The sequence below is a fragment of the Pseudomonas sp. LBUM1653 genome (assembly GCF_059716115.1).
This window is the reverse complement of the sequence record NZ_CP166803.1, coordinates 6,492,273-6,513,893: the sequence shown is the minus strand read 5'-3', so window position 1 is coordinate 6,513,893 and position 21,621 is coordinate 6,492,273. Positions and strand designations below refer to the sequence as shown.

Sequence of the window (21,621 nt, the reverse complement as noted above, 5' to 3'; positions counted from 1 at the left end):
TGTGGATGTGCACACCGACCAATCTGGGAGCGAGCTTGCTCGCGATAGCGCTAGTTCATTCACCGATGAATCCAGGCCTGAAAACTCAAACAGGCTGTCCCCGATCAATCTTGCTACTCAAGATGATCGACGTCGTCGTCTTCTCCACCCCATCGACACTGCCAATCTGATCCAGCAACTGATCCAGTTGCTCCGGCGAATCGCTGCGCAACCAAGCCACATAATCAAATTCGCCACTCACCGCACATAACTGCTGCACCTGGGCCATCGCACTCAGGCGCCGCAGTACTTCCTTGCCGGAGCGCGGCTGCACGGTAATCCCCACATACGCCTGCAGCCCGCCATCGACCACGCGCTGGCCGAGCCGCACGCCGTAGCCGGTGATGACCTTGGCCTTTTCCAGGCGTGCCAGGCGCGAGGTGACGGTGGTCCGGGCGATGCCCAGTTGCCGGGCGAGCATGGCCACGCTTTCGCGGGCGTTGATCTGCAGGGCCGCAATCAACTGACGGTCGATTTCGTCAAGAGCGGGCGGGCGAATGTCAGGCAAGGGCGGTCTCCAGCGGCATGGATCAATGTCCAGGCATGTTACAGGCACATCCCGCACAGCGCTCGCGACGGCTGTCTGATCTAGTCTCAGTACCGTTCATGACATTTCTGCCTGCGACAAATTGCCATAAGTAACTAGGTAGTACATTATTCCGCCTTGTCACAAATGGGGAAAATTTCCGACATGAATAATTCTGGGGCTGCCGCCGGCAGCAAATGGCTGCTGACGGGGCTGGGTGTCCTGATAGCACTGATCGGGCTCGGCCTGGCCGGTGGCGGCGGCTATCTGATCGCGCTCGGCGGCAGCTGGTATTTCCTGCTAATGGGCCTGGCGATGCTGGTCTCGGGGCTGATGATCTCCCGGCGTAGACCGCTGGGGGCGTGGTTGTATGGTCTGGCGCTGATCCTAACGGCCGTGTGGGCGGTGTGGGATGCCGGTTTCGAGTATTGGCCACTGGTCTCGCGCGTGCTGACGTTTACCGTCATCGGCCTGGTTGTCGCCTTGATTTATCCGACGCTGGTACGCGCTTCGGGCGCAACCACAGGGCGAGGCGCCTATGGCCTGGCCGGGCTGCTGGGTGTCGGTGTTGTCGCGACGCTGGCTTACATGTTCGTACCGACTCCGGTGGTCAAGGCCACCACTGAGCCGGCGGTAACGCCGGTGGTACCGGGTACCGAACAGAAAGACTGGGCGCATTGGGGCAACACCACCGCCGGCAACCGCTTTGCCGCGCTGGACCAGATCAACAAAGGCAACATCGACAAGTTGCAGGTGGCCTGGACCTTCCGCACCGGGGATATCCCGCAAAGCACCGGCGCCGGAGCCGAGGACCAAAACACCCCGTTGCAGATCGGTGACACGGTCTACACCTGCACCGCGTACGGCAAGGTTTTCGCCCTGGACGCCGACACCGGCGTCCAGCGCTGGAAGTTTGACCCGCAAGGCACCGCGCCCAACTGGCAGCGCTGCCGTGGCCTGGGTTACTTCGATGCTGGCGCTGCACCTGTAGCCGAGCAGCCAAGCGCTTGTACGAAACGTCTGTTCCTGCCGACCGGCGATGCCCGCCTGATCGCCATCAATGCCGGAACCGGCAAGCCATGCGAAGAGTTCGGCAACCAGGGCACCGTCGACTTGACCACCGACATGGGTGAAGTGAAGCCCGGCTACTACCAGCAGACCTCGACGCCGTTGGTCGCAGGGGACGTGGTGATCGTCGGTGGCCGTGTCGCCGACAACTACTCCACCGGCGAACCGCCAGGTGTGGTCCGCGCCTACGACGTGCGCAGCGGCGAGTTGGTGTGGGCGTGGGATCCGGGAAACCCGAACATCACCAAACGCCCACCGGCCGGCGAGACCTACACCCGGGGGACACCGAACGTCTGGTCGGCAATGTCCTACGACGCCAAGCTCGGTCTGGTCTACCTGCCTACCGGCAACGCGACACCGGACTTCTTCGGCGGTCAGCGTACCGCCATGGACGACAAGTGGAACTCGTCCATCGTTGCCATCGACGTGAAAACCGGTCAGGTACGCTGGCACTTCCAGACCACCCACAACGATCTGTGGGACTTCGATCTGCCCGCACAACCGCTGCTATATGACGTGCCCGACGACAAGGGCGGCACCCAGCCTGCCTTGGCGCAAGTCACCAAGCAGGGCGAGATTTTCCTGCTCAATCGCGAAACCGGCGTACCGATAGCGCGGGTCGAAGAGCGTCCGGTGCCGCAGGGCCATGTGCCTGGCGAACGCTACTCGCCGACGCAGCCGTTTTCGGTGGATATGCCGTCAATCGGCAACAAGACACTGACCGAATCCGACATGTGGGGGGCCACCCCGTTCGACCAGTTGATGTGCCGCATCCAGTTCAAAGGCATGCGCCATGAAGGCGTCTACACCCCACCGGGCATGGATCGCGCCCTGCAGTTCCCGGGCTCGCTGGGCGGGATGAACTGGGGCAGTGTCTCGGTCGACCCGAACACCCACTACATGTTCGTCAACGACATGCGCCTGGGCCTGGCCAACTACATGATCCCGCGCGACAAGATCGGCGCCGGGGCCAGTGGCATCGAAATGGGCGTGGTACCCCAGGAAGGCACGCCGTTCGGCGCCATGCGCGAGCGCTTCCTCTCGGCGGTCGGTATTCCGTGCCAGAAACCACCGTTTGGCACCATGTCCGCCATTGACCTCAAAACCCACAAACTGATGTGGCAAGTACCGGTCGGTACCGTGCAGGACACCGGCCCGCTGGGCATCCGCATGCACCTGCCAATCCCGATCGGCATGCCGACCCTCGGCGCCTCGCTCGCCACCCAGTCGGGCCTACTGTTCTTCGCCGGCACCCAGGACTTCTACCTGCGCGCCTTCGATACCGGCAACGGTAACGAAATCTGGAAGGCGCGGTTGCCGGTGGGCAGCCAGTCCGGGCCGATGACCTATGTTTCGCCGAAAACCGGCAAGCAGTACATCCTGCTCACCGTTGGCGGCGCACGTCAGTCGACGGACCGTGGCGATTATGTGATTGCCTACGCATTGCCTAAATAAAGGCTGAGTTCCTGGTACGAAAAAGCCGCGCAATGTCGCGGCTTTTTCGTGGGCGATAATCGGGGAGAGAAATAAGCAACGCCATTTCAGGACGTGTCTGACATACGCGGCGGGCCCACTTGCCGATCATTGATTTTTTCCGTGGCGTCGTGTCGCGGAGAGGTTTGTGAAGGTGCCAAGGTGCGGATGAAAAGGCTCTCGTTCGATGTTGATCACGTGTACTGCATATCCCTGAGTGAGCGCCATGATCGGCGGCAACTATTCCGCAGCACCGTCGCAACGCTCATTTCCAATCCGATCGAGTTCTTCATCGCGCAGCGCTGCAGCGACCCGATCCGAGGCTGTTACGAGTCGCATCAGGCACTGGCCAGAAAAATCCTGGCCGAAGGTTGGCAACGGGTGTTGATCTTCGAGGACGATGCCAAGCCCTACAGGTTTCATCCGGCACAGGTGTGCTGGGTGAACCGGTTTATTCGCAGCCACAGGTTTCAAGCGCTGCACCTGGGGTACAGCATGGGTCGCACATGGCTGACCTGGTTCCCGTTCATTGCTCGTGGCAACGTGGTGGCGCTGCATGCCTACATCATCTCCCGCGAAGGCTGCAAGGTACTGGTTCAAACACCTTATGTCGGAGAGCCAGTCGATGTCTTGTTCAAACGGCAGATCAAACAACATTGCGTGTTTCCCATGCTGTTTCGCCAGCACGCGGCGGCGGTGGCAGGCAGCGACATCGAGGCGCTCGCCATGAATGAAGATGAGTGGTGGGAGCGCAACTGGAAGAAACACAAACGCTCGGTGTGGAAAAACATCTGGCGCACCGTGGTTCGATTCAGGTTTTGATGATTGACCCTGGACCCGCATTGGGTCTGTGATGTATGAAAACTCGTAAAGGAATGCTCAATTGAGGCCGTGGCGCGAGGGGACAGGTCATGACGAAGAAATTGCCTCCTGCTGTACGGGATCACGCCTGGGAGATTGCCCATCACGAAATGGGCCACTACGTCGTGGCTCGCGCCTTGGGTTTCGCCACGGGCAGCGTGAGCCTGACAGTGACCATGGACTTACGGCATCAAGGCGGGGCGACCATTAGCCTGGTGCGGGCGATTTCGTCGATAGAAGCCATGAAGCAACATCTGGAGGCCCGGATGATGGTCCTCCTGGCTGGTGCGATAGCGCAGACACTGCCTGCAAAATATTCAGCCGGAAAACGCGTCGACAAGTCGAAAGCGACGGCCATCCTCAAAGGCGAGCAGGGGGCGCAACAGGATTACGCAAAGATCAGGGAGTTGCAGCATCTGCTGCGCAATATCCTCTACCCCGAGACCGATCCAGCGGCGTCTGAGCGCATCACGGCTGAGCTTAAAACGCTGACGGATCGCGCATGGCAGCGGACTCAAGACATCGTAGAAGAACTGTCCGGGACCATTGCCGAATTGGCAGCGGTCTTGGTAGACGGCATGGTTGTCGTGGAGCAGTGGGGGCGGGCGGCAGATACGTATGAGGTTGTGTTGTCGGGGCAGATGCTTGAACGGCTGCGGGCAGTGCAGGCCATTCCGTCTATTGGAATTGGAGGCCCCGAAAAGTCGGGGCGTGTTTTCGATAGATGAACCGAAATTAGTCCTTAGGGTTCGGCGCTGCTCGAACGGGTCTTCGCGTCAGCACCTTCACCACATCATCAATCACCGCTTTGCTCATCGTCGTCAGATAGTGCGCGGCCAACGCGTGGCGGTCAGAGTCTTGGGCGTAGGCGGCATCCACAGTGAGGGACTTGGCGAGGAACAGCAGGTCGGAGGCTTGGGCCAACGCGTCGGCGATGGGGACGTCGCGACACACGTGGAATAGCGGTTGGTTCGAGAGATACAGGAAAGGTGTGAAGCCGATGGTTTTCAGTTCTGATGGTGCTGAGGAATCTGTTTTCGTCATGGTCTTACTCCAAAATTAGAGTAGTCGCCACGTTCGTTTCCAAGCGAATAGGTGGCGGCTGTGCGCAGGTTGGAAAACCGGAGACCACAGAACCGGCACGCCCGAAGGCGTCCCACGCACAGCTGCCATAACACAGGATTCGCAATCGTAAAGAACGTCTGGAATCGCGGTAGGGTTACTGTTGCACTGTGATCTGACGGGTTTCCAAGCCCGATCGCTGAATGTTCAGCGACGACCAGAGACTATCCCGTCAAAGAAAAGCGCAACAAGGCGGCAAAGTGCCCAAACGCGAGATTCGGAGTTTGCCTACAAGATTTACGGACGTCATCCGATATTGCGACACCCTCAGTAAATCAAAACTAGTGCGGCGAGCCATTTTCCAGGCCTGTGAATCCTTTTATTCCATTGGCGACATGGAGTATGTGCCGCTACGGTATTTCCAAATCAGCAGGTCTCAAGTGAGGGTTCTGGCTGATGAGTTGAATGAGTTCTTAGGGGCTCATTCAGAGGAGGAGCAATGAAATTCCCAGTGGTAGTACACAAAGATGCTGCCTCAGACTACAGCGTGACAGTTCCTGATGTGCCAGGTTGCTTCTCGGCGGGTGCCTCGTTCTCCGAAGCGCTGGACAACGTCCGCGAGGCGCTGGCGCTACACCTCGAAGGGTTGGTTGCCGACCAGGAAAAGCTTCCCCAGGCACAAGAGGTCGATGCTCATTTGGATAATCCGGATTTTGCCGGTGGTGTATGGGCGATAGTCGACTTTGATCTCACGCCATACTTGGGTAAGTCGGTGCGGTTCAACGCCTCTTTACCGGAGCAGCTACTGCACCGCATTGATGAGCGCGTTCAAAAAGATCATCGCTACGCCTCGCGGTCAGGTTTTTTGGCGACGGCGGCGTTGCGTGAGTTGTCTGTGTGACGCACAGCACGAGAAAATCAAACGCCAGACACGCAAAAGCCGCGCATTGCGCGGCTTTCTTGTTTGGTGGGCCCACACGGACTTGAACCGTGGACCAAAGGATTATGAGTCCTCTGCTCTAACCAACTGAGCTATAGGCCCCAGTGGTCGCGGATTATAGCGACGGTTTCGCGGCTGTGCTATCCGAAAAATCTATTACTGCTGTACGAAGAAACGTCGCGGCGAATTCGTCGGGTGGCAGGGGCAGGCTGACGATGTAGCCCTGGATCTGTTCACAGCCTTCGGCGGCCAGGAATTGCTGCTGCGCCTGGGTTTCGACGCCCTCGGCGATGACCGTGAATTGCATGCTGCGGCCGAGCGCGATGATGGCGCGCACGATAGCGGCATCGTGGGGGTCGTCCGGCAGGCCGCGGACGAAGGACTGGTCGATCTTGAGAATGTCCAGCGGCAGACGCTTGAGGTAACTCAGTGAGGAGTACCCGGTCCCGAAGTCGTCGATCGCCAGTTGCACGCCCAGATGTTTGAGTTGGTGCAGCACCGCAAGCGCTTCTTCGGCCTGGCTCATGATGAAGTTTTCGGTGATTTCCAGTTGCAGGTAACCGGGTTGGAGGCGGTTGTCCTTGAGCAGTTGCTCGATGCGCCCCAGCAGGTTCGGTTGGCGCAACTGGGCACCGGCGAGGTTGACCGACAGCGGGCCCAGGCCTTCGTACATCTGGTTCCATTCAAACATCTGCCGGCAGGCGGTTTCGAGTACCCAGTCGCCGATCTGCAGGATCATGCCGTTTTCTTCGGCAAGCGAGATGAAGTGTTCGGGAGGTACGTCGCCGAAGGTTGGATGACGCCAGCGAATCAGCGCTTCGGCCCCCACCACGCGATAGTCGTCGAGGCTGATCTTGGGTTGGTAGCACAGGTGCAGCTCATTGCGCTCGAGGGCGCGTCGCAGTTCGTGCTCCAGCGCCACACGCTCGCTGGCTTGTGCGGTGAGGTCGCAGGTATAGCTTTCGACGCGGTTGCGGCCTTTGGCCTTGGAGCGGTACATCGCCGCGTCGGCGTTTTTGATCAGCGTGGCCACGTCGCTGCCGTCCTTGGGATAGAGGCTGGTACCGATACTTGAGCTGATGAAAAATTCATGTTCGCCGGCCTGGAATGGCGCGGTGAAGCAATTGAGCAGTTTGGTGGCGATGTTGTCGGCGTCGCTGGCTTGCTGCAGGCCAGGGAGCAGGATGATGAATTCGTCGCCGCCCAGGCGCGCGACGGTGTCGATATCTCGCAACTGGTCCTTGAGGCGCACGGCAATGCCCTTGAGCAAAAGATCGCCGACCGGGTGACCGAGGCTGTCGTTGATGTGCTTGAAACGGTCCAGGTCCAGGAACAGCACTGCACCCTGGCCGCCGTTTTCCTTCTGGTGACTGAGCGCGTTGAGCAAACGGCTTTCGAACAGCGTGCGGTTCGGCAGGCCGGTCAACGGGTCGTGGTGAGCCTGGTAGTCGAGTTTGGCCTGGGCGTGTTTGAGGCTGGAGATGTCGGCGAACACGGCCACGAAGTGGGTGATGAAGTTGTCACGATTGCGCACGGCGCTGATGGTCAGCCAGCTCGGATAGAGTTCGCCATTCTTGCGTCGGTTGGAAATTTCGCCTTGCCAATGACCTTCGTCGGTCAGTTGATGCCACATGGCGGCGTAGAACGCGCTGTCATGCAGGCCCGAGGCAAGCAGGCGCGGGGTATGGCCCAGTGCTTCGCTTTCGCTGTAGCCGGTGATTTCGGTAAAGGCGCGGTTGACCGCACTGATGTGTTGCTGGGTATCGGTGATCAATACGCCTTCTGCGGTGCTCTCGAACACCGTGGCGGCCTGTTGCAGTTTTTCCTGCATCAGGTGGCGTTCGGTGATATCCCGGGCGATGGTCAGCATGCAGTCGTCGTCACCGATCGGCAGCGGACGGCTGGAGACCTCGCAGAGGCGGATCTGCCCGTCGCTGCGGCGGATATGGCAGCTGAAATCGCGGACGAAACCGTCCCGGTGCAACAGGTCGAGCATTTGTTTGCGCTCGTTGAGGTTGACCCAGATCCCCAGGTCCAGGGCCGAGCGATCGACCGACATCGCGCTGTTGAAACCGGTGATGCGGCTGAACCCCTCGTTGACCTCCAACAGCAAGCCATCGCTCTGGCGCGACAGCAGCAAGCCGTCGGGGGAGGCGTGGAAGGCCTTGGCGAACTTTTCTTCGGAGGTTTGCAGTTGTTGCTGGGTTTCCTTGAGCTGGGTGATGTCTCGCACCACGACCACCAGCGCCGGGGTCGTATCGAGGTCGAACGGTTCGGCAGAGATCAGGCCGGTGAACACCTGGCCATTGTTGCGGCGAAAGGGCATCTCCAGGTTGCGGATGCTGCCGGCCTGCAAGCGCTGTAGCAGCCCTGGCCCGACACCCGGGATGCCCCAGATATTAAGGTCGGTGGCGGTCTGGCCGATGACGTCTTCGGCCCTGAGGCCGATCTGCTCCTCGAACGCCTCGTTGACCTCCAGCAGGCAGCCGTCGCTCAGGCGTGCGATCACCAGGATGTCCGGGCACTGCTGGAACACTGAGGCAAACTTCTGTTCAGACAGGCGCAGTGCTTCTTCGGTACGTTTGGTTTCGCTGATATCGATCATCAAGCCGCGCATTACCGGCTCATGACCGTGTTCGATCAGGCTGACGATGTCGCGGACCCACAGGCAACGCCCGTCAGCGGTGATCACCCGGTAATCGAGGCTGTGGTCGCGCCCGGCCAACACTTCGTGGTCGCAGAAGTTCTGCGCGCGGGTGAGGTCGGCGGGGTGAATGATGTTGCGCCAGAAACCTGGGATCAGCCAATGGGACAGGGGGTAGCCGAGCAGGTCTTCGGCGTGGGGCGACACATAGCTGTAGGTGAAGTCGCTCACCCGCGCTTCCCAGGCGATGGCCGACAGGCTCTCCACCAGCCCGCGGTAGTGGTATTCGCTACTGCGCAGTTCCTGCTCAAGGTTGACCCTGCGGGCAATTTCCGAGCTCAAGCGGCGGTTGACGCGGATCACGGCTGCCAGCACGGCGATCAGCAGCAGTAGCCCAGGCAAGCCGTAGATCAGCAGATCGGACCAGAATGTTCGATGATCGAGGACGTTGCCGACCCAGTGCTCCTGGATCGAACTGATTTCAGCAGGCGACATGTCGGCCAGGACTTTATCCAGAATGCCGACCAGTATTTTGTTGTCCCGGGGTACCCCCATGGCCAGCTGATAGCGGTAGGGGGTTTCGCCACTGACGTACAGCCCGTCGAGCTTGAGCTGGCGCAAACTCCAGACGCTGGAGGCAAGATCGCCCACCACCGCGTCCACTTCATCGGTGGCCAGCGCCTGCAAGGCCGAGCTGACGTTGGGCATCGCCACCAGGTTCAAATCGGGATTGTGGGTGCGCAGCAGTTCATGAGGTGCGTAGTTTTCCACTACGGCGATTTTCAACCCATACAGGTCCTTGAGTTTGCGCGGCTGGGCGCCTCCGACGTGCGCCAGGATGACGATCGGGAAGTCGAGGTAGGGACGCGTGAATGACAGGTAGGCCTGGCGCTCCGGGGTCGACATGATGCCCGGCAAAAGGTCCAGTTTGCCTTGTTTGGCCTGGTCCAGAACGACCGTCCAGCTCACGGGCTCGATCGGCGTGAGCTTGATGGCCAATCGCTGGCGAATACGGTCGATATAGTCTGCCGCAAGGCCCTGGTAACGCCCCTGGTCGTCGCGAAACTCAAAGGGCGGCCAGGACGCATCGACACCCAGGCGCAGGTCCGGGTGGGCCGCAATCCAGCTACGTTCTTCGTCGGTTAGAGTCAGCGCGCCAGCCGTTGCGGTCCAGGTTATCAGCGACAGCAAAAAAAACACGGTCGGCAGTCTGGGCATAACGGTCTCGTTATGGCTCTGGGAATGTTTCGAGTGTAGACGGGCAAATCGGCGGGTGGGGCGCAACGGGGGATTTAATCTGCATAAAACAAAACCCCCGGCCTGGGCCGGGGGTTCTGGTGTCACTCGTCGAGGAAGGAGCGCAGGTGCTCGCTTCTCGTCGGATGGCGCAGCTTGCGCAGCGCCTTGGCTTCGATCTGACGAATCCGTTCACGGGTCACGTCGAACTGCTTACCAACCTCCTCGAGGGTGTGGTCGGTATTCATGTCGATACCGAAGCGCATGCGCAGTACCTTGGCTTCACGGGCAGTGAGACCGGACAGCACTTCGCGGGTCGCTTCCTTAAGGCTCTCAACGGTCGCGACATCGATTGGCGACTGCATGGTCGAGTCTTCGATGAAGTCGCCCAGATGGGAGTCTTCGTCATCACCGATCGGGGTTTCCATGGAGATCGGCTCTTTAGCGATCTTCAACACCTTGCGGATCTTGTCCTCAGGCATTTCCATGCGTTCGCCCAACTCTTCCGGGGTCGGTTCGCGACCCATTTCCTGCAACATCTGGCGGGAAATGCGGTTGAGCTTGTTGATCGTCTCGATCATGTGCACCGGAATACGGATGGTGCGGGCCTGGTCGGCGATCGAGCGAGTGATCGCCTGACGGATCCACCAGGTGGCATAAGTCGAGAATTTGTAGCCGCGACGGTATTCGAACTTGTCTACCGCTTTCATCAGACCGATGTTGCCTTCCTGGATCAGGTCGAGGAATTGCAGGCCACGGTTGGTGTACTTCTTGGCGATGGAGATCACCAGACGCAAGTTCGCTTCGACCATCTCTTTCTTCGCGCGGCGGGCCTTGGCCTCACCGATCGACATGCGACGGTTGATGTCCTTGATCTCGGCGATCGTCAAACCGGTTTCGGTTTCCAGCGCGGTCAGCTTCTGCTGGCAACGAATGATGTCCGGCTGCAGGCGACCAATGGCTTCAGCGTATTTGCTTTTGCCTTTGGCCAGTGCATCGCTCCAGCTTTCGTCCACTTCGTTGCCCGGGAACTGGCGCAGGAAGTCGGCACGCGGCATGCGCGCATCACGGACGCAGAGCTGCATGATTGCACGCTCTTGCTGACGCAGACGATCCAGGGCACTGCGCACACGCTCGACCAGGCCTTCGAATTGCTTCGGAACCAGTTTGATCGGCATGAACAGCTCGGCCAGGGCCAACAGCTCGGCAATCGCCAGCTTGTTGTGGCGACCGTGCTTTTTCAGCGCCTTGCGGGTGATTTCCATCTGATCGGCGACGGCACCAAAACGCTGGGCGGCGATGATCGGATCTGGACCGCTTTCGGCTTCTTCTTCGTCATCGGAAGATTCGGCGTCATCGTCGTCGGAATCATCATCCGCTTTCGCGGCCTTGGCGTCGATCGGCGGCGGCACTTCCGCTGCGGGCGGCGCAATACCGTCGTCCGGGTCGATATAACCGCTCAGGACGTCGGACAGGCGGCCACCTTCGGTGGTGACGCGAGTGTATTCGGAGAGAATATGATCAACCGTGCCAGGGAAGTGCGCGATTGCGCTCATCACTTCACGGATGCCCTCTTCAATACGCTTGGCGATTTCGATTTCGCCTTCACGTGTGAGGAGCTCGACCGTACCCATTTCGCGCATGTACATGCGCACCGGGTCGGTAGTGCGACCAATGTCGGTCTCGACCGCTGCCAACGCAGCAGCTGCCTCTTCGGCCGCGGCTTCGTCGGTATCGGCGTCGGCCAGCATAAGGGAATCCTTATCTGGCGCAACCTCGAATACGTTGATCCCCATGTCGTTAATCATGCGGATGATGTCTTCCACCTGTTCCGGATCTGAAATATCCTCCGGCAGGTGGTCGTTGACCTCCGCGTAAGTCAGGTAGCCCTGCTCACGACCCAGTGTGATCAACTCTTTGATACGAGACTGCTGTTGCGCTTTTCCGGACATAACACCCTATCCACTGAAGGTCTTGGCGGGCAAAAAACAAGCCGAGGATTATACCTGAGCTATGACCTCACGCGCCAGTTGAGGTCGGGTTTGGTACAGCCATATTGCGTTTTAATAGGTCGCGCATCTGATTTGCGATCTGATTTGCTTCCTCGGCAGTCAATCCTGGCTGCCTCGCTTTCCTGATGAGTTCTTCCAGGCTATCGGTGTGTTGACCCGCTGATAACCTAGTAATGGTGTCTAAAAACTGTTGTTCAAGGTTGTCGCCGTCAATCAGCCATTCCTTTTCTGCCAAGGCCTTGAGCAGGCGGCCTTGTTCGGTCCCGTGCCAGCGGGCCATTAGCTGAATAGAGTTTAGCTTAGGATTTTTTTGCACCGCCTCGACGAGGGCTACAAGCAATTGCCCATAGGTGCTGCTCTCATTGGCGAAATGATTGGCGGTTTCTACCTTGCCGGCCAATTGCGGGTGATGAATAAGCGTGCGCAGCGCAATCAGTGTAGGAGCTTCGACGGCAATCGGTTTGCGCGGGGCGTTCTGTTGATCACGATCACCGCCACGTTTGCCGTTCTTGTCCCACGGCTTCTTGTCCCACTTCTTGCCGCCCGCGCCGGGTTTTTTCGGCGTCCATTCCTGCTGTGGTGCGTACATTTCCTGCGATTGCGGCTGATGATAGTCGCTGTAATCGGGCATCGCGTCGTAATCGATGCCGGGATCGTAGGCCGGTTGCGCTTCTTGCGGGGTGCTCTGCACCAGCTGACTGACGGCTTCCCCGCTCAGGCCGGTGATTTCGCTCAGGCGCTGACGCATCAGGATGCGCAGGTTGGCCCCCGGGACTTTGTCGATCAGCGGTGCTGCCAAGGTGGCCATGTGGGCCTTGCCTTCGAGTGAGCGCGGATCGGCTTCTTCCGTTAATTGCTGGAAAAAATAATCGGCTAATGGCTGCGCATGCTGGTTGATGCGTGCACGGAAGGCGTCGGTGCCTTCGGAGCGGACCAGGGTGTCCGGATCCTCGCCTTCGGGCAGGAACAGGAATCGGGCGCGACGACCATCCTGCAGGCTCGATAGTGTTGCTTCGAGGGCTCGCCAGGCAGCGTTACGGCCGGCCTGGTCGCCGTCGAAGCAGAACAGCACGCTGGGCACGACGCGAAACAGTCGCTTCATGTGCTCTTCGCTGGTTGCGGTGCCCAAGGTCGCGACAGCATTGCGCAAGCCTTGCTGGGCGAGGGCGATGACGTCCATGTAGCCCTCGACGACGATGATTTCGTCGAGGTTGCGGTTGTTCTTGCGTGCTTCGTACAGACCGTAGAGTTCCTGGCCTTTATGAAAGACCGGGGTTTCCGGCGAGTTGAGGTACTTGGGCTTGTCGTCGCCCAGCACCCGGCCACCAAAGGCGATGATGCGCCCGCGACTGTCGCGGATCGGGAACATCACGCGATCACGAAAACGGTCGTAGCGCTTGCCGGTTTCGGCGTTCTCGATCAGCAGGCCGGCATCGATCATGGCTTTTTGTTGCAGGGTGTCGCTGCTCAAGTGCTTGAACAGGTTGTCCCAGCCAGGTGGTGCAAAGCCGAGGCCGAAGTCCCGGGCGATTTCACCGGTCAGCCCTCGACCTTTCAGGTAGTCCACGGCGGCTTTGCGCGCCGGATGACTTTTCAGGGCCTGACGATAGAAGTCGGCGGCGGCCGTGAGCAGCGGATACAGCGGCGAATCGGTTGGCTGGCGCGGCTTGTGCGGGCGCCCGCTTTCTTCGCGGGGGATTTCCATCCCGGCGGCTTTGGCCAGTTCCTCGACAGCCTGGGGGAAGTCCAGGTTGTCGTGGTCCATGATGAAGCCCAGGGCATTACCGCCAGCGCCGCAGCCGAAGCAGTAATAGAACTGCTTGTCGGGGCTCACGCTGAAAGAGGGGGTTTTCTCTTTATGGAACGGGCAGCAGGCAGTGTGGTTCTTGCCGGCCTTTTTCAGTTGCAGGCGCGAGCTGACCACGTCGACGATGTCGGTGCGGTTCAGAAGGTCGTCAATGAAGCTCTGGGGAATTAGCCCGGCCATGGCGTTCTCGTCGTCTGCGCTGAAAAGGGACCGAAGCGAAGGGTAGCTGAGCGCGGGTCATTGCTTGAGGCGCGCAATGTGTGCGGCTCGACCGGTATCGCCTGCATGATCGCTTTCGGGAAGTGTATCTGCCGAAAATCCACTGACGTATTACCCATCAGTATTCGACTATTTGAAAATGTTGCGCTGAATCCGGCTGCGGCCAGTCAATGGCCTCGGATAGCTCGTTATTCGGCACGCAAACAGGTGCCTTGGGCTGATCGTCGTGAGAGGAATCAGTGGGTGTGCTCGTCAGTAGCCTTGAAAGGCTCGTCAGAAATGACGTGCACCGCTGGCAAAAGAGCCAGGTCTGACGCAGTGAAGCAGATTTGTCTCGGTCGCGTCTGCGGCTTCGACGGTGAAGCATCAAGCGTTTTACGCAAATGCCATTAGCCCGGCTTGGAGCCGGGCTTGGCAGAAGCTTGCTACGATCGTCTGTGTATTAGTACAGACGAACGGCGCGGCGCTGTTCGCGCTGAACTTTCTTGGCGTGACGCTTAACAGCGGCTGCTGCTTTGCGCTTACGCTCAGAAGTTGGCTTCTCGTAAAATTCGCGGCTACGAACTTCAGCCAGTACACCGGCTTTTTCGCAGGAGCGCTTGAAACGACGCAGAGCTACGTCGAAGGGTTCGTTCTCTTTTACTTTGACGGCTGGCATCCAGAGCTACCTTCATTCATTACCGGGGTCAACATCCTCGCGGCAAAAGAGCACTTGAAGACGTCGGTTTTTAAGGGTTGCGGATGTTAACCCCTCATCGCACGGAATGCAAAGCCTCTGATCGAAAACCGCTGGTCGGGGCATCACGCGACGACTATTATGCGCGCCTTCGAATTCAGCCTAAACAAGGCGCAAACCCATGCTAGTACTGGGATTAGAAACCTCTTGCGACGAAACTGGTGTCGCACTTTACGACAGTGAACGCGGCCTGCTGGCCGACGCGCTGTTTAGTCAGATCGACCTGCACCGTGCCTATGGTGGCGTAGTGCCGGAGCTGGCCTCGCGTGATCACGTCAAGCGCATGCTGCCCTTGATTCGTCAGGTGTTGGCCGAAGCCGGCTGCGTGCCGACCGAGATCGACGCCATCGCTTATACCGCGGGTCCTGGCCTGGTTGGTGCGTTGCTGGTCGGTGCTTCCTGTGCTCAGGCACTGGCCTTTGCCTGGGGCATTCCGGCGCTGGGCGTGCACCACATGGAAGGTCACTTGCTGGCGCCGATGTTGGAGTCGCAACCACCGGAATTCCCGTTCGTCGCTTTGTTGGTGTCAGGCGGTCATACGCAGTTGGTTCAGGTCGACGGCATCGGTCAGTACACACTGCTGGGCGAAACACTGGACGACGCCGCGGGCGAAGCCTTCGACAAGACCGCGAAGATGATGGGGCTCAATTATCCGGGGGGGCCGGAAATCGCTCGCCTGGCAGAACAGGGCGTTGCAGGACGTTTCGTCTTCCCGCGTCCGATGTGCGACCGCCCTGGTCTGGACTTCAGCTTCAGCGGCTTGAAAACCTTCGCCCTGAACACCTGGCAGCAGTGTGTAAGCGCCGGGGACGACGGCGAGCAAGCCCGTTGCGACATCTCGCTGGCGTTCCAGCAGGCCGTGGTGGAGACTTTGACCATCAAGTGCAAGCGCGCCCTGAAAGCGGCTGGCATGAAGCGCCTGGTGATCGCCGGAGGCGTCAGTGCCAACAAAGCGTTGCGTGCTTCCCTGGAAAAAATGCTCGGCGACATGAAGGGCGATGTTTTTTACGCCCGCCCGCAGTTCTGCACCGATAATGGCGCCATGATTGCGTTTGCCGGCTGCCAGCGCCTGCAGGCCGGTCAGCAGGAAAGCCTGGCGATCAGTGTGCAGGCGCGGTGGCCGATGGAGCAGTTGTCGCCCCTGTGATGAAGGACGCTCATGCCTGGCCGCTAAAAATGCCGTTCGCGCCCGGCAAACAGGTCGCGTAGATTGCCCCGGTGGCGCCAGACGATCATGCCGGTCAGGGCGCACATGGGCAGCAGTGCTGCCGGTTCTTGCCAGGCCAGCAGTGGCAGGGTCAAGGGCGTGGCGATCAAGGCGGCCAGCGAGCTGGTACGGGTCAGGTAGAACGTCAGCAGCCAGGCGCAGACTGCCATCAAGGCCGCAGGCGGGTATAGCCCCAGCAACATGCCGGCAGCGGTGGCGACACCCTTGCCACCGCGAAAGCGGAAGTACAGCGGGAACAGGTGACCGATGACGGCGCAAACGCCGATCCAGGCCTGATCCTGCAGTGACAAGCCTGCGAGGCCGGCGACCAGTACGGGCAGCAGGCCTTTGCAGAGGTCGCCGAGCAGAGTCAGGATGGCGAGTTTCTTGCCGGCCAGGCGCAACATGTTGGTGGCGCCAGCATTACCCGAGCCACTCATTCGCGGATCGGGGTTACCGGTCAGGCGGCTGAGCAAGATGGCGAAGGACAGAGAGCCGAGCAGGTAGGCGAGGATCGCCAGTAACCAAAACATGCTAACTATTCCGGGCGAGGACGCCCTGATTCTAACGGCGCATTGCGCCCTTGTCGTGTAGCGGAGAAAAGTGCTTGGACAGAGTGTTTATCGAGGGCCTGGAAGTCGACACCGTGATCGGTGCCTATGACTGGGAGCGAGGCATCCGACAGTGCTTGCGGCTTGATCTGAGTTTCGCTTGGGACAATCGTCCGGCCGCCGCTGGCGATGACCTGACCCTGGCGCTTGATTACGCGAGCGTTTCGTCGCGCATCCAGGCCTTTGCCGAGCAGGCACAGTTCCAGCTGGTCGAGACCTTTGCCGAGCGCCTGGTTGAAGTGCTGATGAGCGAATTCAAGATCACCTGGGTGCGCCTCAAGCTGACCAAGCCAGGTGCGGTTCCTGCCGCTACAGGTGGCGTGGGCGTGGAGATCGAGCGCGGATGTCGCTGACTCAGGTGTATCTCGGGCTCGGCAGCAATATCGAGCGCGAAACCCATTTGCAGGCCGGCCTGGAAGCCCTGGCGGGTTTTCTGGTGGATATACGTTGCTCGGCGGTCTTCGAAAGCCAGCCGGTGGGGATCAAGAGCGGGCCGTTCTTCAATTTCGTGGTATCGGCCTATACCGACTTGCCGCTGATGGAGCTGGATCGCCGGCTGAAATTTATCGAGGCGGACAACGGGCGTTACGCACCTGATCGCCGAGGCTTGCCGCTGGATATCGACGTTTTGCTGTTCGGTGACCTGGTGGGCAACTTCGATGGCCTGGTGCTGCCGAGGGCGGAAATTCTTAAAAATGCCTTTGTGTTGTGGCCGTTGTCGCTGATTGCGCCGGACAGAGTGCATCCAGGTGTAGGCAAAAGCTTTGCGACCTTGTGGGCTGAAGCACAGATTGATCAGGTGTTGGCGCCGGTGGCGTTTGAGTGGCGTGGGGAACAGCTGACGCCATCAAATTTGCTTTGATGCCGCTGACGCCTTCGCGGGCAAGCCTCGCTCCTACAAAGTGTGTCCCTGTAGGAGCGAGGCTTGGTCTGGGCGGCATTCCGACGAAGCTTTTTCAGGGCGACGCCGCTTCTTTGTAGGCTTTCAACGCTTTCAGCCGTTCGCGCTTGATTGCCTCACCCAGCTCAGGCCCTTTAAATCCCTGCTCCAGCAACGGCTGAACGGCAACACTGCGCGCCGCCGTCGCCGCCCCACGCAAATAATCCGCCTGTGGATAACCTCTCTGCTCCAACCCCTTGCGCCCACGCGCATCCATCTCACACGCTGCGATAAATTCCTCGAACCGTTGCGGCCGACGGTAAACGTCAAAGCTCTGCAGCAGCTCGAGCAAGGTCGAAGGCTTCAGCTCAAGTGCGCGATGCCCGTGGGTGTGATATTCGCCCACCAGCAACGCCAGCTCCTGACAATCTTTCGGTGCCTTGAAGCGTTCGTTGACCGCTTTGATCAGTTTTAGCCCCGTGGACTCGTGAGCGATGTGGCGCGGCCATTGCTCCTCTGGCGTCAGCCCTTTACCCAGGTCATGCAGCAGGCAGGCCCAGCGCACGGTCAGCGGTTGTTGGTGTTGTGCCGCTTGCTGCAGCACGCTCAGGGTGTGGGCGCCGGTGTCGATTTCCGGGTGGTGGGTCGCGGGCTGCGGGACCCCGAACAGCGCGTCGACTTCCGGCATCAGCACTTTGAGCGCGCCACATTCGCGCAACACCTCGACAAACACCTGTGGCTGATTTTCCATGAGGGCGCGGGAGATTTCTTTCCAGCTGCGCTCCGCCGTCAGCGCCTGGAGTTCGCCCGACTGACTGAGCTGGCGCATCAGTTCGAGGGTTTCGCGGGCGACGGTGAAGCCGAGATCGGCATAGCGCGCCGCGAAGCGGGCAACGCGCAAAACCCTGAGAGGATCTTCGGTAAACGCGGGGGAAACGTGGCGCAGAACACGGGCTTCGAGATCGCGCTGACCGTGATAGGGGTCGGTCAGGTTCTGCTGATCGTCTTCGGCCATCGCGTTGATCGTCAGGTCGCGGCGAATCAGGTCTTCTTCGAGGGTCACATCGGGGCTGGCGTGGAACGTGAACCCGCCGTAACCGCGTCCGCTTTTGCGTTCGGTGCGGGCGAGGGCATATTCCTCGCCGGTTTTCGGATGAAGAAACACCGGAAAATCAGCACCTACCGGCCGAAAACCCTTGGCGAGCATTTCATCAGTGGTCGCGCCAACCACGACTCGGTCGATATCGGTGACAGCTATGCCGAGCAGGCGATCTCGTACGGCACCGCCAACTTTATAAATCTGCATGAAAAACCTCCGTTAGCTCGACAGGATAACCGTTACGTCGAGCGTTCGGAGGCTCAAACAGGATCACAAATGGATGACGGCCAGGTCCAGCCGGCCGTAATCGCCTTCGCTGTGTTCTCCTCTGGGTGGCACGTGGTGGGTTTTCATGACCTGGTCACCCTGCAGGGTTTCCAGGTGAATATCGAAGCCCCAGAGACGATGCAGGTGCTTGAGCACTTCCTCGGTGGACTCTCCCAGGGGTTTACGGTCGTGCTGCTGGTGGCGCAGGGTCAGGGAGCGGTCGCCGCGTCTGTCGATGCTGTAGATCTGCACGTTGGGTTCGCGATTGCCCAGGTTGTACTGTGCCGCCAGGGTTTCACGGATGATGCGATAACCGCCTTCGTCGTGAATGGCCGGTACCAGTAGATCGTCCTTCTGGTCGTCATCGAGAATGCTGAACAGCTTCAGGTCGCGAATCACTTTGGGTGAAAGGTACTGCAGGATGAAACTCTCATCCTTGAAGCTGCTCATGGCGAACTTGATGGCTGCCAGCCAGTCGGTGCCGGCAACGTCAGGGAACCAGCGGTAATCCTCTTCAGTAGGTTCTTCACACATGCGCCGGATGTCGCGGTACATGGCAAAACCCAGGGCGTAGGGATTGATGCCGCTGTAGTAAGGGCTGTCGAAGCCTGGCTGGAAGACCACGCTGGTGTGGGACGTCAGGAATTCCATCATGAAACCGTCGGTCACCAGGCCTTCGTCGTACAGGTCGTTCATCAGGGTGTAGTGCCAGAATGTCGCCCAGCCTTCGTTCATGACCTGAGTCTGGCGCTGTGGATAAAAATACTGGGCAATCTTGCGTACGATCCGCACGATTTCCCGCTGCCAAGGCTCCAGCAGAGGCGCATGTTTTTCGATGAAGTACAGGATGTTTTCCTGCGGTTCGGCGGGGAAGCGCGCGTTATCCTTGTCGCTGTACTTGTCCGCGCCTTTTGGAATGGTGCGCCACAGATCGTTGATCTGCTTCTGCAGATGTTCTTCCCGGTCCTTTTGCCGGCGCCGTTCTTCCTCCGCGGAAATAGGGTAGGGGCGTTTGTAGCGGTCGACCCCGTAATTCATCAATGCGTGGCAGGAGTCGAGCAAGTCCTCGACCGCATCGATGCCATGGCGCTCTTCGCACTGCATGATGTACTGCTTGGCGAACACCAGGTAATCGATGATCGAGCTGGCATCGGTCCAGGTGCGGAACAGATAGTTACCCTTGAAAAAGCTGTTGTGCCCGTAGCACGCATGCGCCACCACCAGTGCCTGCATGCAGATGGTGTTTTCCTCCATGAGGTAGGCGATGCACGGATCGGAGTTGATCACGATTTCATAGGCCAGCCCCATCTGACCACGCGAGTAGGACTTTTCGGTGCTGAGGAAGTGTTTGCCGTAGGACCAGTGGTGATAACCCAGGGGCATGCCGACGGAGGCGTAGGCGTCCATCATCTGTTCAGCGGTGATCACTTCGATCTGGTTAGGGTACGTATCGAGCGCGTAGCGGGCTGCAATACGACTGATTTCACGGTCGTAGGCTTGGATCAGCTCGAACGTCCACTCCGATCCGGTAGATATGGGTTGGCGCTTCAGCTCTTTGGCGGTCATGTCACTAACCTGCGCTGGAAGAGTTCACGGAAGACCGGATAGATATCCCCGGCCGAGACCAGTTGTTGCTGGGCAAAAGTGTCGGAAAAGGCTTCGGCGATACGCTCGTACTCGAACCACAGGGCCTGATGTTCCCGTGGGGTGATCTCAACGTAAGTGTAGTACTGCACGAATGGCATGATCTGGTTGATCAGGATGTCGCGGCAAATCGGCGAGTCGTCGTTCCAGTTGTCGCCGTCGGAGGCCTGGGCGGCGTAGATGTTCCATTCGTTGGCCGGATAGCGCTCGGCCATGATCTCCTGCATCAACTTCAAGGCGCTGGACACGATGGTCCCGCCTGTTTCGCGGGAGTAGAAGAACTCTTCCTCGTCCACTTCGCGGGCGCTGGTGTGGTGACGGATGAACACTACGTCGATCTTGTCGTAGTTACGCTTGAGAAACAGGTACAGCAGGATGAAGAAGCGCTTGGCGATGTCCTTGGTCGCCTGGGTCATGGAGCCGGAAACGTCCATGAGGCAGAACATCACCGCCTTCGAGCTGGGGTTGGGTTGTTTGATCAGCAAGTTGTACTTGAGGTCGAAGGTGTCGAGAAACGGTACGCGATGAATGCGTGCGCTGAGTTTTTCGATTTCTGCCTCAAGTTCCTGGATATCGCCGAAGTTGTCCGGTTCTTCCAGCTTGAGTCGCAGCAGTTCTTCCTTGGCATCGCGCAACTTCGCCCGGCTGCTGCCCGAGAGGGCGATTCGCCGTGCATGGGCTGAGCGCAGAGTGCGGATGATGTTGATCCGCGACGGGTTGCCCTCGTTGCTGATCCCCGCGCGCACAGTCTTGAAGGTATCGGTGCCGGTCAGGTTGCGCTTGACCAGGTTCGGCAGCTCCAGGTCTTCGAACATGAATTCGAGAAATTCTTCCTGGGTGATCTGGAAGACGAATTCGTCCATCCCTTCGCCCGAGTTGCCGGCCTTGCCAGGTCCTCTGCCGCCGCCACCCCCAGGTGGGCGGGCAATGTGTTCGCCGCTGGTGAATTCCTTGTTGCCTGGGTGCACGACGGTCTGTTTGCCACCACGACCGTGGTGAAGCACCGGTTCGTCGATGTCGCGCCCCGGGATGCTGATTTGCTCGCCGTGTTCCATATCGGTAATGGAACGCCGGCTGACCGCCTCTTCGACAGCCTTTTTGATGTGATCACGGTAACGCCGTAGAAACCGCTGGCGGTTCACCGTGCTCTTGTTCTTGCCATTGAGACGTCGGTCGATCACATAGCTCATAGGCCCTCCGGGGAGCTTCGAGTCATAAGCTTCAAGCTGCAAGACAGAAGCTTGAGAAACAAGCGGCGCGCGACATATGGCCACAATTACGCAAACAACG

The 21,621-nt window shown here is 59.3% G+C and carries 17 protein-coding genes and 1 tRNA gene; 7 read left to right on the top strand and 11 right to left on the bottom strand.

Annotated features, from left to right (window positions below; translation table 11 throughout):
* Nucleotides 1–85: 85 nt before the first annotated feature.
* Entirely contained in the window at nucleotides 86–547 is a 462-nt protein-coding gene (locus ACA054_RS29500) for an Lrp/AsnC family transcriptional regulator (protein ID WP_497687281.1), read from the bottom strand.
* 183 nt (nucleotides 548–730) lie between these two features.
* Between ACA054_RS29500 and ACA054_RS29495 the strand changes: the two genes are divergently transcribed.
* The 3 genes from ACA054_RS29495 to ACA054_RS29485 all read left to right on the top strand — a co-directional run bounded on the left by ACA054_RS29495 (nucleotide 731) and on the right by ACA054_RS29485 (nucleotide 4,695).
* Nucleotides 731–3,088: a glucose/quinate/shikimate family membrane-bound PQQ-dependent dehydrogenase gene (locus ACA054_RS29495; RefSeq protein ID WP_497687280.1), complete on the top strand. Its 2,358-nt coding sequence runs from the start codon at nucleotides 731–733 to the stop codon at nucleotides 3,086–3,088.
* A 186-nt stretch (nucleotides 3,089–3,274) separates the two neighbouring features.
* Nucleotides 3,275–3,928 carry a glycosyltransferase family 25 protein gene (locus ACA054_RS29490; protein WP_497687279.1) on the top strand — a complete coding sequence of 218 codons (654 nt, stop codon included), beginning with the start codon at nucleotides 3,275–3,277 and terminating at the stop codon, nucleotides 3,926–3,928.
* 89 nt (nucleotides 3,929–4,017) lie between these two features.
* Entirely contained in the window at nucleotides 4,018–4,695 is a 678-nt protein-coding gene (locus tag ACA054_RS29485) for a zinc metalloprotease (protein WP_497687278.1), read from the top strand.
* A gap of 7 nt (nucleotides 4,696–4,702) precedes the next feature.
* Here the strand turns inward: ACA054_RS29485 and ACA054_RS29480 are convergent, their stop codons facing one another.
* Nucleotides 4,703–5,011, bottom strand: coding sequence for a DUF3077 domain-containing protein (locus ACA054_RS29480; protein ID WP_497687277.1), 309 nt, complete (start codon nucleotides 5,009–5,011; stop codon nucleotides 4,703–4,705).
* A gap of 517 nt (nucleotides 5,012–5,528) precedes the next feature.
* On the opposite strand from ACA054_RS29480, the gene ACA054_RS29475 reads away from it, so the two are divergent.
* Nucleotides 5,529–5,930: a type II toxin-antitoxin system HicB family antitoxin gene (locus tag ACA054_RS29475; RefSeq protein ID WP_497687276.1), complete on the top strand. Its 402-nt coding sequence runs from the start codon at nucleotides 5,529–5,531 to the stop codon at nucleotides 5,928–5,930.
* Between the two features lie 64 nt (nucleotides 5,931–5,994).
* On the opposite strand, the gene ACA054_RS29470 is transcribed toward ACA054_RS29475, so the two are convergent.
* From ACA054_RS29470 to rpsU, 5 genes are all read right to left on the bottom strand, one after another.
* Nucleotides 5,995–6,071, bottom strand: a tRNA-Ile gene (locus tag ACA054_RS29470).
* Nucleotides 6,072–6,084: 13 nt separating this feature from the next.
* On the bottom strand, nucleotides 6,085–9,831 hold the full coding sequence (locus ACA054_RS29465) for a bifunctional diguanylate cyclase/phosphodiesterase (protein WP_497687275.1): 3,747 nt from the start codon (nucleotides 9,829–9,831) through the stop codon (nucleotides 6,085–6,087).
* Between the two features lie 122 nt (nucleotides 9,832–9,953).
* Nucleotides 9,954–11,801, bottom strand: coding sequence for an RNA polymerase sigma factor RpoD (gene rpoD / locus ACA054_RS29460; protein WP_497687274.1), 1,848 nt, complete (start codon nucleotides 11,799–11,801; stop codon nucleotides 9,954–9,956).
* 67 nt (nucleotides 11,802–11,868) lie between these two features.
* Nucleotides 11,869–13,848 (bottom strand): DNA primase, encoded by a 1,980-nt coding sequence (dnaG, locus tag ACA054_RS29455; RefSeq protein ID WP_497687273.1) that lies wholly within the window; start codon nucleotides 13,846–13,848, stop codon nucleotides 11,869–11,871.
* 481 nt (nucleotides 13,849–14,329) lie between these two features.
* Complete coding sequence (rpsU, locus tag ACA054_RS29450; protein ID WP_002551877.1) at nucleotides 14,330–14,545, bottom strand: 30S ribosomal protein S21; 216 nt, start codon at nucleotides 14,543–14,545, stop codon at nucleotides 14,330–14,332.
* Nucleotides 14,546–14,744: 199 nt separating this feature from the next.
* Between rpsU and tsaD the strand changes: the two genes are divergently transcribed.
* On the top strand, nucleotides 14,745–15,770 hold the full coding sequence (gene tsaD / locus ACA054_RS29445; protein WP_497687272.1) for a tRNA (adenosine(37)-N6)-threonylcarbamoyltransferase complex transferase subunit TsaD: 1,026 nt from the start codon (nucleotides 14,745–14,747) through the stop codon (nucleotides 15,768–15,770).
* Nucleotides 15,771–15,793: 23 nt separating this feature from the next.
* Here the strand turns inward: tsaD and plsY are convergent, their stop codons facing one another.
* Entirely contained in the window at nucleotides 15,794–16,363 is a 570-nt protein-coding gene (gene plsY / locus ACA054_RS29440; protein WP_497636829.1) for a glycerol-3-phosphate 1-O-acyltransferase PlsY, read from the bottom strand.
* 74 nt (nucleotides 16,364–16,437) lie between these two features.
* Between plsY and folB the strand changes: the two genes are divergently transcribed.
* Nucleotides 16,438–16,794, top strand: a complete 357-nt coding sequence (folB, locus tag ACA054_RS29435; protein WP_007993198.1) for a dihydroneopterin aldolase — start codon at nucleotides 16,438–16,440, stop codon at nucleotides 16,792–16,794.
* Nucleotides 16,785–17,303, top strand: a complete 519-nt coding sequence (gene folK / locus ACA054_RS29430) for a 2-amino-4-hydroxy-6-hydroxymethyldihydropteridine diphosphokinase (protein ID WP_497687271.1) — start codon at nucleotides 16,785–16,787, stop codon at nucleotides 17,301–17,303. The genes folB and folK overlap by 10 nt, the downstream gene beginning before the upstream one ends.
* A 94-nt stretch (nucleotides 17,304–17,397) precedes the next feature.
* Here the strand turns inward: folK and ACA054_RS29425 are convergent, their stop codons facing one another.
* From ACA054_RS29425 to ACA054_RS29415, 3 genes are all read right to left on the bottom strand, one after another.
* Entirely contained in the window at nucleotides 17,398–18,627 is a 1,230-nt protein-coding gene (locus tag ACA054_RS29425) for a multifunctional CCA addition/repair protein (protein ID WP_497687270.1), read from the bottom strand.
* A 63-nt stretch (nucleotides 18,628–18,690) separates the two neighbouring features.
* Nucleotides 18,691–20,253, bottom strand: a complete 1,563-nt coding sequence (locus tag ACA054_RS29420; protein ID WP_497687269.1) for a SpoVR family protein — start codon at nucleotides 20,251–20,253, stop codon at nucleotides 18,691–18,693.
* Complete coding sequence (locus ACA054_RS29415; protein ID WP_497687268.1) at nucleotides 20,250–21,521, bottom strand: YeaH/YhbH family protein; 1,272 nt, start codon at nucleotides 21,519–21,521, stop codon at nucleotides 20,250–20,252. The genes ACA054_RS29420 and ACA054_RS29415 overlap by 4 nt, the downstream gene beginning before the upstream one ends.
* Nucleotides 21,522–21,621 lie beyond the last annotated feature (100 nt).

Bases quoted from the DNA above. Each gene is read 5' to 3' on its own strand.
- ACA054_RS29495 (WP_497687280.1), top strand. From the start codon at position 731: ATGAATAATTCTGGGGCTGCCGCCGGCAGCAAATGGCTGCTGACGGGG.
- ACA054_RS29490 (WP_497687279.1), top strand. From the start codon at position 3,275: ATGAAAAGGCTCTCGTTCGATGTTGATCACGTGTACTGCATATCCCTG.
- ACA054_RS29485 (WP_497687278.1), top strand. From the start codon at position 4,018: ATGACGAAGAAATTGCCTCCTGCTGTACGGGATCACGCCTGGGAGATT.
- ACA054_RS29480 (WP_497687277.1), bottom strand. From the start codon at position 5,011: ATGACGAAAACAGATTCCTCAGCACCATCAGAACTGAAAACCATCGGC.
- ACA054_RS29475 (WP_497687276.1), top strand. From the start codon at position 5,529: ATGAAATTCCCAGTGGTAGTACACAAAGATGCTGCCTCAGACTACAGC.
- ACA054_RS29465 (WP_497687275.1), bottom strand. From the start codon at position 9,831: ATGCCCAGACTGCCGACCGTGTTTTTTTTGCTGTCGCTGATAACCTGG.
- rpoD (WP_497687274.1), bottom strand. From the start codon at position 11,801: ATGTCCGGAAAAGCGCAACAGCAGTCTCGTATCAAAGAGTTGATCACA.
- dnaG (WP_497687273.1), bottom strand. From the start codon at position 13,848: ATGGCCGGGCTAATTCCCCAGAGCTTCATTGACGACCTTCTGAACCGC.
- rpsU (WP_002551877.1), bottom strand. From the start codon at position 14,545: ATGCCAGCCGTCAAAGTAAAAGAGAACGAACCCTTCGACGTAGCTCTG.
- tsaD (WP_497687272.1), top strand. From the start codon at position 14,745: ATGCTAGTACTGGGATTAGAAACCTCTTGCGACGAAACTGGTGTCGCA.
- plsY (WP_497636829.1), bottom strand. From the start codon at position 16,363: ATGTTTTGGTTACTGGCGATCCTCGCCTACCTGCTCGGCTCTCTGTCC.
- folK (WP_497687271.1), top strand. From the start codon at position 16,785: ATGTCGCTGACTCAGGTGTATCTCGGGCTCGGCAGCAATATCGAGCGC.
- ACA054_RS29425 (WP_497687270.1), bottom strand. From the start codon at position 18,627: ATGCAGATTTATAAAGTTGGCGGTGCCGTACGAGATCGCCTGCTCGGC.
- ACA054_RS29420 (WP_497687269.1), bottom strand. From the start codon at position 20,253: ATGACCGCCAAAGAGCTGAAGCGCCAACCCATATCTACCGGATCGGAG.
- ACA054_RS29415 (WP_497687268.1), bottom strand. From the start codon at position 21,521: ATGAGCTATGTGATCGACCGACGTCTCAATGGCAAGAACAAGAGCACG.